Annotated in this window: 9 protein-coding genes; 4 read left to right on the top strand and 5 right to left on the bottom strand. The window is 36.8% G+C overall.

Going from position 1 to position 13,284, the window contains the following annotated elements:
• The 4 genes from ACIQ1E_RS11600 to ACIQ1E_RS11585 form a co-directional block, all read left to right on the top strand.
• Positions 1–741, top strand: a 741-nt coding sequence (locus ACIQ1E_RS11600) for a DNA polymerase IV (RefSeq protein ID WP_396171471.1), incomplete at its 5' end; no start/stop codon positions are given.
• A gap of 506 nt (positions 742–1,247) precedes the next feature.
• Positions 1,248–4,301, top strand: coding sequence for a DNA polymerase III subunit alpha (locus ACIQ1E_RS11595; RefSeq protein WP_396171470.1), 3,054 nt, complete (start codon positions 1,248–1,250; stop codon positions 4,299–4,301).
• 150 nt (positions 4,302–4,451) lie between these two features.
• Positions 4,452–7,310, top strand: coding sequence for a DNA polymerase I (gene polA, locus ACIQ1E_RS11590; RefSeq protein WP_396171469.1), 2,859 nt, complete (start codon positions 4,452–4,454; stop codon positions 7,308–7,310).
• Positions 7,311–7,586: 276 nt separating this feature from the next.
• On the top strand, positions 7,587–8,318 hold the full coding sequence (locus tag ACIQ1E_RS11585) for a nicotinamide mononucleotide transporter family protein (RefSeq protein WP_396171468.1): 732 nt from the start codon (positions 7,587–7,589) through the stop codon (positions 8,316–8,318).
• A 38-nt stretch (positions 8,319–8,356) separates the two neighbouring features.
• On the opposite strand, the gene phoU is transcribed toward ACIQ1E_RS11585, so the two are convergent.
• The 5 genes from phoU to ACIQ1E_RS11560 form a co-directional block, all read right to left on the bottom strand.
• Complete coding sequence (phoU, locus tag ACIQ1E_RS11580; RefSeq protein ID WP_396171467.1) at positions 8,357–9,025, bottom strand: phosphate signaling complex protein PhoU; 669 nt, start codon at positions 9,023–9,025, stop codon at positions 8,357–8,359.
• A 53-nt stretch (positions 9,026–9,078) separates the two neighbouring features.
• On the bottom strand, positions 9,079–9,837 hold the full coding sequence (gene pstB, locus ACIQ1E_RS11575; protein WP_396171466.1) for a phosphate ABC transporter ATP-binding protein PstB: 759 nt from the start codon (positions 9,835–9,837) through the stop codon (positions 9,079–9,081).
• 45 nt (positions 9,838–9,882) lie between these two features.
• Complete coding sequence (gene pstA, locus ACIQ1E_RS11570; protein WP_396171465.1) at positions 9,883–10,827, bottom strand: phosphate ABC transporter permease PstA; 945 nt, start codon at positions 10,825–10,827, stop codon at positions 9,883–9,885.
• Positions 10,828–10,829: 2 nt separating this feature from the next.
• Positions 10,830–12,059 (bottom strand): phosphate ABC transporter permease subunit PstC, encoded by a 1,230-nt coding sequence (pstC, locus tag ACIQ1E_RS11565; RefSeq protein WP_396171464.1) that lies wholly within the window; start codon positions 12,057–12,059, stop codon positions 10,830–10,832.
• 78 nt (positions 12,060–12,137) lie between these two features.
• Positions 12,138–12,971 (bottom strand): phosphate ABC transporter substrate-binding protein, encoded by an 834-nt coding sequence (locus ACIQ1E_RS11560; RefSeq protein WP_396171463.1) that lies wholly within the window; start codon positions 12,969–12,971, stop codon positions 12,138–12,140.
• Between the last annotated feature and the right edge of the window lie 313 nt (positions 12,972–13,284).

Below are 13,284 nucleotides of genomic sequence, written 5' to 3'. Positions count from 1 at the left end.
CTTTCCGTAAACAAAACCGTTTCAAAAATAGGAACCGGCGAAGCCAAACCATTGGGCAAATTTGAAATCACAGAAAAAAACGTAAAACCATTTCTGAATCCGCTACCCATCCAAAAAATACCGATGCTTGGCGACGTCACTTTTCAGTTATTATCAAGAATTGGCATTCGAAACATCCAAACACTGTCTGAAATGCCTGTCGAAGTCCTGCAACAAATGATCGGGAAGAATGGCGTCGAAATCTGGAAAAAAGCCAACGGAATAGACAACAATCCCGTAGAACCCTACAGCGAAAGGAAATCCATATCGACCGAGCATACTTTTGAAACAGACACCACCGATATTTTTCTCATCAAATCGTTGATTACCGGAATGGTCGAAAAACTATCCTATCAACTGCGAACAGAAGGTTTTTTGGCCTCTACGGTAGTCCTCAAAATCCGATACAATAATTTCGACACCGAGACCAAGCAACTCAAAATCCCCTACACCTCATTCGATCATCTTTTGGGCAAAACAGCATCGGAACTTTTCGAAAAATTATACACCCGAAGAATGCGTTTGCGATTAGTCGGAATTCGGTTTACAGGCTTGGTTCGCGGCACCTATCAAATCAATATGTTCGAGGACACCACCGAAATGTTATCGCTATACCAAGCCATCGATCGAATCAAAAACCGATTTGGGTACGACGCCGTTTCTAGGTGTTCCGGCAGTATTATTAAACAAAAAATAAAGTGAAAATAATTGGGGCGTTCCCCTCTGGGTCGGGCTACCGTTCCCGCTTTTTTAGGATTGGCAAAAAAAGCCAACCCTAAAAAGAGCTCCACTCTATCCCTAACGCAAGTGTAGCAGTAACAACAAGAATTATAAATTCAAAAATTAATAATATGACGAAACTAGATTTAGAAAAAGAATATTTAACATATTTTTTCAGCCACAGATTCCACAGATTTTCACAGATTTCAATAAACTGCCTCGGAGCAAAGCTCAATGTCATAAAGTTAAAGAATTTTATCGATGATTTTGCCATTCTGACGAATAAAACTTAACAAAAATCTGTGGAATCTGTGGAATCTGTGGCAAAAAAAAACGAAGCAGAGCTTCGAAGAATTAAACCTAAAAAGATTAAATCCGCGTACCATTATTAAGTTGCTGGTTCGCATAGCGAACAATCATAAAAATCAAAAATCGTTACCCGAGAGCTTTGCTCGAACAGGCGAAGCAATCTGCAATCATAAATTACAATGCACCTCAACTGTCATTCCTATCATAGTTTACGTTACGGCACGATTCCTTTAAACGAGCTCGTTGCACAAGCAAAATCTTGTGAGTTACCATCTTTGGCACTGACCGATATCAATACGGTTACGGGTATTTATGACTTTACAAAACAGTGCAAAGAAGCGAATATAAAACCCATCGTCGGAGTGGAATTCCGTCAAAACAACCAGCTCCTTTTCATTGGCTTAGCCAAAAACCAAAAAGGCATCGGCGAAATGTGCCGACTATTGACCAAGCACAATCTCGACAAAACCAACTTGCCTAATGCCGCACCAGAATTCGAAAATGTACTAGTTATTTATCCCATAGAAAATAGCCCAGCCCAACTACGCCATTTCGAATACATAGGCATTCGCCCAGAGGAAATCATCAAATTATTCAAAACAGAATGGAAAGATAAAATCTCGAAAGCGGTTATTCTACAATCGGTGACCTTCAGAACCAAGAAAGAATACAATTTACATAGAATTCTCCGCGCTATCGACAACAATACTTTATTATCAAAACTAACCGAAGCCGACACCTGTTCGAAATCAGAAATAATGACTCCTACTGATGATTTAATTGCAAAATATAATGACTATCCCGAAATCATCAAGAACACAGAATCTATCATTGACCAATGTAATTTCGAATTTGAATTCAACACACCTCGAAACAAGAAATTCTATACCAAAAGCAAAGAAGGCGACCGCTTACTATTGGAAAATTTAGCCAAAAGCGGACTCACAAAACGTTACGGAAATAACAATAAAGAAGCCAATGCAAGAGTCCTAAAAGAACTCAAAGTCATCAACGATTTGAATTTTAGCGGTTATTTCCTCATCACTTGGGACATTATTCAATACAGCAAAAGTCAAGGTTTTATGCACGTGGGTCGTGGCAGTGGAGCCAATAGTATTGTGAGTTACTGTTTAGGAATTACCGACATCTGCCCTATTGAGTTGGATTTGTATTTTGAACGTTTCCTGAACGAAAACCGAAAATCTCCACCCGATTTCGACATCGATTGGTCTTGGAGAGAACGTGATTTTATTCTCGATTATATCTTTAAACGTTTTGACCCCAATCACGTGGCGTTTTGCGGCACCAATGTACAGTTCAAATACCGTTCTATTTTTAGAGAAGTAGGTAAAGTTTTTGGCTTAGCCAAAGAGGAATTAGACGATTTGGCAAAATCAAAAGGAAAAACAATCGATAAAAATTCAATCGTAAATTACGTCGAAGAATACGGTATGATGCTCGAAAAATATCCTAATCAACGAAGTATGCACTCTTGCGGCATCCTAATTTCTGAAGAACCCATTACCAATTTCACCGCTTTAGAAATGCCACCAAAAGGCTTTCCGATTGTACAGTTTGATATGCACGTAGCTGAAGATATTGGATTCGAAAAATTCGACATTCTAAGCCAACGCGGTTTAGGCACTATCGATGAAGCTGTGAAAATTATTGAGCAAAACCGAGGCATTAAAATTGACATTACAGACATTTCCTTATCCAAAAACGAACCCAAATGCAATGAATTTTTAAGCATTGGCAAAACGCTAGGTTGCTTTTATATAGAAAGTCCCGCAATGCGCGGTTTACTACGAAGACTCAAATGCGATAATTACAAAACCTTAGTGGCGGCATCAAGTATCATTCGCCCCGGAGTGGCGCAAAGCGGAATGATGCGCGAATACATTTTCAGACACAACCATCCTGATAAGTTTGAATATTTTCACGATGTTTTCAAAGAGCAATTGGGCGAAACTTATGGCGTTATGGTCTATCAAGAAGATGTAATAAAAATTGCTTTACATTATGGCGGGTTGACTGCTGCTTATGGCGATATCCTTAGAAGAGCCATAAGCGGAAAAGGACGTTCCTTAGCAGAATTACAATCAGTAAAAGACCAGTTTTTTGTTTCTTGCAAAGCACAAGGACACTCAGAAAAACTGAGTGAAGAAGTATATAGGCAAATAGAAAGTTTTGCTGGCTATTCCTTTTGCAAAGCGCATTCTGCGAGTTATGCCGTAGAAAGCTACCAAAGCTTATACCTAAAAGCCTATTATGGTATCGAATTTATGGTGGCGGCGATCAATAACGGAGGCGGATTTTACAGACCCGAAATTTACATTCACGAAGCCAAAATGTCGGGTGCAAAAATTCACAATCCGTGCATTAACAAAAGTATGTATCAAACCACGGTTTATGGAATAGATATCTATTTGGGTTTAATGCAGCTTAAAAGTTTGAATGCTGATTTGATTGACACCATCATTAAAGAGCGCAGTTCAAATGGAGATTTTAAATCCCTAGAAGACTTCATCAACCGAATTCAAGTGGGATTAGAAAGCATTCAAACCTTAATTTTTATCGGTGCCTTTCGATTTACAGCTCAAACAAAAAGTCAATTGATTATTATAGCTCGAATGCTGTTGGTCAATTTCAAAATCGAAAACACAAATTCATTGTTATTGCAAGAACCCATAAAAGAGTTCAAACTACCTATTGTAGAACGCTCTTTTTTTGAAGACGCTTTCGACGAAATAGAAATTCTAGGTTTTCCCGTATCTTGTTCACCCTTTGATTTGCTACAAACAAACTATCAAAGTGTGGTTGTTGCAAAAAATCTTACTGATTATCTAAAAAAAGAAGTCAAACTCTTGGCTTATTTAGTCTCTATAAAACAAGTACCTACCAAAATGGGGATGATGTTTTTTGGCACCTGGATAGATTGTAACGGCGATTATTTTGATACCGCACACTTTCCTAAAAGTCTCATAAACTACTCGTTCAAGGGAGGAGGATGTTATTTACTTTTAGGCACAGTCGAAGTAGATTACCATTTCCCAACCATAACCATTTCAAAAATGGCTAAGATGCCTTTTGTGCCAGACCCTCGCTATTCAAACGCAAATACCTTGCAATTCAAAGCTACAGAACAACTTCGCGAAGACAAAAGCTTAACACAACGCGCCCCTTATCCGCAAGAACACGAAATTAATTTGCCTAGGAATAAAATGGCGTAGCTATTTTTTATTTTGATGAAGAAATAAGCACTATGCATAATCCAATTTTAAAAAAAGATCCGCGCAGCGAATCGAAAAACTTCTTAAAGAAAAAATTAGTTCGAGAAATGAAGATTTGTTTGTTATTTTTACACCTCAAAAAATAGTTATATGTCACAAAAACGCCTTTTCCTGCTCGATGCTTACGCTTTAATCTTTCGTGGTTATTTTGCTTTTATCAAAAATCCAAGAATCAACTCGAAAGGAATGGATACTTCGGCCATTATGGGATTTATGAATGCCTTGATGGATGTGATCAAACGCGAAAAACCCGACCATCTGGCTGTGGCTTTCGACAAAGGTGGAAGTGATTATCGATATGAAATGTATCAGGAATACAAAGCCCATCGCGACGAAACTCCCGAGGCTATAAAAATTGCCGTTCCTTACATTCAAGAATTATTAAAGGCCATGCACATTCCTATTATAGAGGTTGCAGGATTTGAAGCCGATGATTTGATTGGGACGCTGGCAAAACAAGCTGAAAAAGAGGATTATAAAGTGTTTATGGTGACTCCAGACAAGGACTTTGCCCAATTGGTTTCAGAAAATATTTTTATGTACAAACCTGCCCGAATGGGGAATGACATCGAAATTTGGGGGATTCCTGAAGTTTTGGCAAAATTCGAAATTGAGCGCCCAGAACAAGTAATTGATTTTCTGGGAATGATGGGCGACGCTGCCGATAATATCCCGGGATTACCAGGTGTTGGCGAAAAAACGGCCAAGAAATTCCTGAAAGAATATGGCTCCATGGAAAATCTATTAGCCAATACACATCAATTGAAAGGTGCCATAAAAGATAAAATCGAAGCCAACGCCGAATTGGGCTTGTTATCCAAAAAATTAGCCTCCATTCTGCTGGATTGTCCCGTGACTTTCAATGCCGAAGACTACGAACTATCAAAACCTGATGTTGAAAAAACAGACGAATTATTTCAGGAATTGGAATTCCGCCAAATGAAAGCGCAGTTTGATAAATATTTTGGAACCGGAAAAGAATACGACGAAATAGATACTAACGGAAACGGAACTCCCAGCGAGATACCAGAGCCAGCCAAAAAAGCACCCGCTAAAAAAACAAATGAAGATCAATTTGATTTGTTTGGTTTTTCGGATGAAGAAAGTGGCGAAGTACAATCGAGTTCGCATTATGCAACATTAGAAAACACGGAGCATTTTTACCAAAGTATCCAAGGAGATTTTGCGGTGAAATTGTTGTTGCAAAACTTGATGAATCAAACTTCGGTTTGTTTTGACACCGAAACTACGGGAATTGATGCCCTGAATGCCGAACTCGTTGGAATGTCATTTTCATTCGAAAAAGGAAAAGCTTTTTACGTTCCGTTTCCCGAAAATCAGGAAGAAGCACAAGTTTTAGTGGATAAATTCAAACCTTTTTTCGAAAGTGAAACCATCGAAAAAATTGGTCAAAACATCAAATACGATTTAAAAATTCTGTCTCATTACGGCGTTCAAATTAAAGGAAAACTATTCGATACGATGATTGCGCATTATTTGATTAATCCCGATATGCGTCACAATATGGATGTTTTGAGTGAAACTTACTTAAAATATTCACCAAAATCCATTGAAGATTTAATTGGTAAAAAAGGAAAGAATCAAAAATCGATGCGAGATGTAGCTTTGGAAGACATCAAAGAATACGCCGCCGAAGATGCCGATATTACCTATCAATTGAAACAAAATTTTAGCCCGATTCTCGACAAAGTCGAAACCAAAAAACTGTTTGATGAAATCGAAATTCCACTAATTCCGGTTTTAGCAGCAATGGAATTGGAAGGAATTAATCTGGATGTTCCGTTCCTAAAAGAAATGTCGGTTGAAATGGCAAAAGAAAGTGCTGCCTTGGAACAAAAAATCTATGAAACCGCTGGCGAAAAATTCAATTTGGCTTCGCCAAAACAACTCGGCGACATTTTATTTGACAAATTAAAAATTGGTGGAGCGAAACAAAAGAAAACCAAAACCGGTCAATATGCCACTGGTGAAGAAATATTGAGTTATTTAGAAAAAGACAATCCCATCGTAAAAGACATTCTCGAATGGCGCCAAATGGTGAAATTGCAAAGCACTTATATTGACGCGTTGCCGAATCAAGTTGACGCTAAAACTGGTCGCGTTCACACCGATTATATGCAAACTGTTGCCGCAACGGGTCGGTTGAGTTCGAATAACCCCAACTTGCAAAACATTCCGATTCGTACTGAAAGAGGAAGATTAATCCGAAAAGCTTTTATTGCTCGCGACGAAAATTACAGCTTGATTTCTGCCGATTATTCACAAATAGAATTGCGAATTATTGCGGCTTTATCTGGCGAAGAGAATATGATTAAAGCCTTTCAAAACAACGAAGACATTCACAAAAGTACGGCTGCAAAAGTATTCAATGTTCCTTTGGGCGACGTAACCAAAGAACAACGTAGCAATGCCAAAACGGTGAATTTCGGAATCATTTATGGTGTTTCTGCTTTTGGACTTTCAAATCAAACATCACTTTCGCGCAAAGAAAGTGCCGAATTGATTGATGCTTATTATGCGACTTATCCAAAACTAAAATCGTATATGGCCAATCAGGTTGATTTTGCAAGAGAACACGGTTATGTACAAACGGTTTTAGGAAGAAGACGTTATTTGAAAGACATTAATTCTGCTAATATGATGGTGAAAAGCGGTGCCGAACGAAATGCGGTAAACGCCCCGATTCAAGGTTCTGCCGCCGATATCATCAAAATTGCAATGATTAATATCCACAAGAAACTAACTACGGAGAATTGGAAATCGAAGATGTTGTTGCAAGTTCACGATGAGTTGGTGTTTGATGTTCACAACTCGGAACTCGAAAAAATTCAACCAATGATCAAACACGAAATGGAAAATGCTTTTAAAATGGATGTTCCACTAGATGTTGAAATTGGAATGGGCAAAAATTGGTTGGAAGCACATTAAAAAATAGTGTTCAGCTTGCAGGTTTTAGTTGGCAGTCGTAATTGCTAATAATTTAGACTATGCAGATTTGACAACTTTTTAAAAGTTGTCAAATCTTGAATGAATTAAAAAAAAGTTCTTTGTTTTTTATATACATTTCAACGGATTATAATTTCCTAAATCCAACGGATTAAAATCCGTTGCTACAATATATGTCGTTCCTACAGAACTGCGATATTACGTTAAAGAGCTGCAGGCTCGGTGCATTTTTTTTATAAAATTTAAATCGAATATCGAATGAACTCGCTTTCACTTTCTGAAAAATCGATAAAAACTATTAAATCGATAACCAATAGCAATTATTTGGATATAATTGGTTTAATCATTGTAATCTCGGCTTCAATTGTTTTAGAATACCAAAAAACCGTTTTCAATTTTACTTTCCAGCAGCAGCATTACGTTTTTTACTTGGGTTATCTTTCAATTCTAAACACCAGTCTTTCTATGATTGGAAACAGATTGGTAACCAAGAAAAATAATTTTGGCAATATTTTATCTACTTGTAATACCTTCTTGAGTGGATCTATCGACTATTTGCTCGGAAATATTGGTGCCATTTTGACTTATCCTATCACCTTTGTTGGAAATTTTTTGGTTTTCAAAGCTTGGAAGAAAAGCAAAGTACTTCGTTCTGTAGATTTTATTTTTTATAGAAATTTAATTCTCGGTTTTGTTTTTTCTCTCCTATTAAACTACATCGCCTTCCGCTATTTATCGGATAAACCCATTGATTGGAAATTATTTTTTGCAGTTTCAATTCCAGCAGGGTTAACTTTTGGAGGGACTTTCAATATGGCTCGAATGTATCCTGACAATTGGTTTATGTGGCAAGTATATAATTTAACCAAAATGGTTCAAAATATTATGCAAATGAATATTGCCAATACTGCAAAATATGTTTTCTACTTTTTCAATGCCATTCTAGGACACATCACTTGGCGAGACGATAAGAAAAAAGCAGCCAAATAGTAATTTGACTGCTTTTATAAATCTAAAAATAGTATTATTTACTCCTCTATTTTATCAAGGTTTAAATCTTCGTATTTGTCGTGCTTGATGATTTTAGCATTAACCACAAAATAAATATACTCGGCAACATTAGAACAATGATCGGTAATGCGCTCTAAATGTTTTAGAGCAATAACCAAATTAGTTCCCGAAACCACTACTTTCGAATGTGATTTCATCTCTTCAATAATCTTATCGATAATCAGATCTCCATTGACTTTGATGGTTTTGTTCAACAACAAAATTTCCGAAATTGCTTTTTCATCTTTTGAAACAAGACATTCATTGGTTTTGCGCACAATCGATTCAACCTCCTTAGTAAAGTCGGCAATTTCAAACTTCGCAATTAAATCGTGCTTTTCCTTGATGCTTTTAGATCTTTTGATAATGCTCATCGACAAATCTCCGATTCTTTCAATCTCATTACTAATTTGAAGCGAAGACATAATAAAACGCAAATCCGAAGCAACAGGCTGTTGTAAAGCAAATATACTTTGACAAATTTCGTCGATTTTGACATCTAGTTTATCTATTTTCAATTCTATTTTGCGTACTTCTTTACCTTGTATTGGTTCAAAAAGTAATGCTTTAACTGATTCTGCTACTTGTCCCACAGCAAGAGTACCAATTTTTACCAATACACTTTGGAGTTTATCTAGCTCTATCATAAAATGTGTCATTTTCTAGTATTTAAAATTTTAACAATGCAAAGATACAATGATTATCCGAATCGTCCCGTGATATAATCCTCGGTTTGTTTCTTTTCTGGCTTGGTAAAAATAGCATTTGTTTTTCCCATTTCAATCAACTCACCCATATAGAAAAAGGCCGTATGATCACTGGTTCTTGCCGCTTGTTGCATATTGTGGGTAACAATAATAATGGTGTATTGTTCTTTTAATTGATGTACCAATTCTTCAATTTTAGAAGTAGAAAGTGGATCCAAAGCACTCGCTGGCTCATCCATCAAAATAATATCTGGGCTTACCGCCAATGTTCGAGCAATACACAAACGTTGTTGTTGTCCACCCGATAATCCCATTGCTGAGTCGCCTAATCTGTCTTTCAATTCGTCCCAAATAGCTGCTTGACGCAAAGAAGTTTCTACGATTTCGTCTAATTGACTTTTATCTTTTAGACCGTTAATTCTTGGCCCATAAGCCACATTTTCATATATGGATTTCGGAAATGGATTCGATTTTTGAAAAACCATTCCAATTTTTTTTCGAATATTAACCACATCCACGTTTTTATCGTAAATATCAACGCCTTCCACAAGCATTTCTCCCGTGATTTTCACGCTAGGAATCAAATCATTCATTCGGTTAATGCATCTCAAAAAAGTAGATTTTCCACAACCCGATGGCCCGATTAAAGCCGTTACTTTATTGGCTGGAATTTGCATCGAAATTTCATTTAATGCCTTTTTTTCACCGTAGTATAATGACAAATCGCTAACATGTATTTTTATATCTCTCATTTTATTTTTGTTATATCTAAAATAATATAGTTTCGCTATAGGAAATTATTTCGCTTTTCTTCTAATTCTAGATCGGATGATTACCGCAACTAAATTTAGTGATAAAGTTAGAATTAATAATACTAATGTGGTTGCAAACTGAATCGGCATTGTTTTTTCCACATCCGAAGATTGGGTTGACATAATATAAACGTGATATCCCAAATTCATAAATTGATCGCTCAATGATTCTGGCAAAGTCGCTAAATAATAGGCAGCTCCTGTAAATAAAATGGGTGCCACTTCTCCAGCACCTCTACTCACGGCAAGAATTGTTCCTGTCATAATTCCAGAAATAGAACCCGGAAAAACTACTTTTTTTATGGTTTGCCATTTGGTGGCTCCCAATGCTAAACTTGCTTCTCTTAATTCTCTAGGAATTGTTTTAAGAGCTTCTTCTACTGAAACAATAATCACGGGAAGCGTCAACAAAGCCATTGTTAAACTCGCCCAAAGAATATTAGGTTGTCCCCAATGCAATTCGCCTCCGTTGAAAGCTGTATCCATTCCTGTTCCCACAAATTGGATGAAAAAGCCCAATCCGAAAAGTCCAAAAATAATCGAAGGCACTACTGCCAATGTCCGTATAGAGAAACGAACGGCTGCCGCAAATTTTGATTTTTCGTGCGCATATTCGGTTAAATAAATCGCAGTGATGGTCCCGAAAGGAACCGCTGCTATTGACATTACGATTACTAAAATGAAAGTTCCAATCAAAGCAGGGAAAATTCCACCTTTGGTCATTCCGTCCGTTGGAAAAGAACTGATGAATTCCCAAGAAAATTTATCACGTCCTTGGTAAATGATGATTCCCAAGATGACAAACAGAATGGCAATAATTAAAAGTACTGCAATTTGGGTAATTCCCACAACGGCCGTTTCCTTAATATCTTTCCCTTTGCCACTAGTCTTTGCAAACGGATTTTCCGATATGTTAACTGTATTTTCCATATCTATTTACCTTGGAATTTTTTGATTAATTTCCCTTTTACATAAAATTCTGCTACTGCATTTAATATGAAAGAGAAAATGAAAAGTAACGATCCAATAAAAAACAAAACGCTATAATGCGTTTCTCCAAAAACGGTTTCTGCCATTTCAGAACCAATAGTTGCTGCAAAAGTTCGCACACTTTCAAACGGATTTGCCGATAACAATGCCGCGTTTCCTGTTGCCATAAGTGCAATCATTGTTTCGCCAAAAACACGCCCCACACCCAAAAGCAAGGCCGCAAAAATTCCTGGCGTAGCTGCTGGCAAAATCACCGAAAAAGCGGTTTGTGCTTTGCTAGCTCCTAATGCCAAACTAGCTTCAGTATAGGTTTTAGGAACTGCCGAAAGAGCATCTTCGGAAATAGTATAAATAATAGGAATCGCGGCTAATGCCATTGCAACTCCTCCAATAAAGGCATTCAATCGTGAATCATACCCAAAAACATCTTGAAAAAAAGTAGCCAAAACCATCATAGCGAAAAATCCAATAACTACAGATGGAAAAGCAGCTAACATTTCGATAATGGGTTTTATGATTTCTTTTCTTCTATTGGATGCAAAACAAGAGGTATAAACCGCCGCCAAAATAGCTAAAGGTCCAGCAATTAGAATTGCTATAATAGTGACTTTTAGTGTTCCTATCAGTAACGCAATCAATCCGAAACGCGGATTGTCTGAAACCGGAACCCATTCTGTCGAGAAAAAGGTACTCCAAGTTTTGTCTGCGCCTTCGTTATTGCCAGTAACTTTTTCATCGATGACCACCTCAGCTTCCACTGTCGAATCGGGATTTAAATCTTCAGTTACAGTTCCGTATGTTTCTGGCTCAGTAGTTTCTTCAACCACTGGATTCAAATCCTCTGTCGTAGTTCCATAACTTTCAGGTTCCAGACTTTCGGTTGGTTCGCCATAAGTTTCGGGTTCACTTGCCTCGGTAGAAGTTTCGCTTCCATAAGTTTCAACTTCGGCTCCTGTAGTGGTTTGTATTTCGCTTTTTGCTTTTGCTTTATCGCCAAAACTGAATAATGGCAAAGACTCTTTGAAAACAAAAATAAATATTAGAAAAATTATAGCAATCGAAAGAAAAGCTACCGAAGAAATGATTTTCTCGGCCAGAAATTCAGAAAGTCTGAATTGCTTTTTTAAACTCTCTTTGGTGAAAGTTTGTTTTAGTGGAATTGGAGAATTCATTTAATGGATTTAAGAATTCATATATGTGTGTATATAAAAATCCCTCCCGATTGAAGAGAGGGATTTTTAATACTTAATTTATTTTACTGGAAAATAACCTACAGTTGCAATCATTTTTTGCCCTTCAGGACTCAAAATCCAATCAATGAATTTTTTTGTGTCACCTGTTGGTTTCTCTTTCAAATACATATATAAGTATCTTGAAATAGGATAGGTTTTGTTTTTTATTGTTGCTTCTGTTGGTAAAATTCCTTTACTTTTAGCATCTTTTTTAACTTTACAATCTTTCACCCCTTCTGCGTAAGCTGCTCCACCATAACCAATGCTGTATTTGTCTTTTTTCACTGCATTTACAATAGCTGCAGTTCCAGGCAATGTTTGACAAGTTGGAGAGAAATCAGTTTTAACTACGTGTTCTTTGAAGAATTCAAAAGTTCCCGAGCTACTTTCTCTTCCGTACAATTGAATTTTTGCATCTGCTCCACCTACTTGTTTCCAATTGGTAATTTTACCAGAAAATATTTCCCCAATTTGTTGAACAGTCAATTCTGATACTGTATTTCCTTTATTCAAGAAAACCGATAAACCATCTTTGGCGCAAGCGATTTCAACACCACTTTTATTGTATTTTGCTTTCAATTTTTCAACTTCAGCTGGCTTAATTGGACGGCTTGAGTTAGCAATGTCAGTAGAACCATTAATTAATGCTGCAAGTCCAACTCCCGATCCACCACCTGTAACTTGTATGGTTGTTTCTGGATGTTTTTTCATATAAGCTTCTGCCCATTGTTGTGACAAAATCACCATAGTATCCGAACCCTTAATTGTGATTTTGTTTAAACTTGTAAACGAAAATCCAATAGCCATCACGACTACTAAAAGGGCTGCAATTCTAATTTTCTTTGTATTCATTTTTGAAGTTTGTTTTTATTTTTGACAAAAGTAAAGCGGGAATGTTAAGTCTATGTTAAGCGAGCATTATACAATCATTACTATTTGGATACGATTTACATTAAATTTACAAAAAGGAAAAGTAACCTTAACAGAAATTACATGTAAATATTGATTATCAATAGGTTATATTTAAAAGAATATGAAATAATCTAAAAAACTTAGCTATTTGTCAGTCCGCCGGAGTCGGCTAAGCACAAGAGTAGGGACGCTTTACAGCGTGACAAACGGACTTGTTAGGTTGGATTACAATATAATTGTTTGGTACTATTTA

The sequence above is a fragment of the Flavobacterium sp. genome (genome assembly GCF_044348915.1).
Classification (GTDB): domain Bacteria; phylum Bacteroidota; class Bacteroidia; order Flavobacteriales; family Flavobacteriaceae; genus Flavobacterium.
The sequence above is the reverse complement of the archived record's forward strand: the minus strand, read 5'-3'. Positions and strand labels throughout refer to the sequence as shown.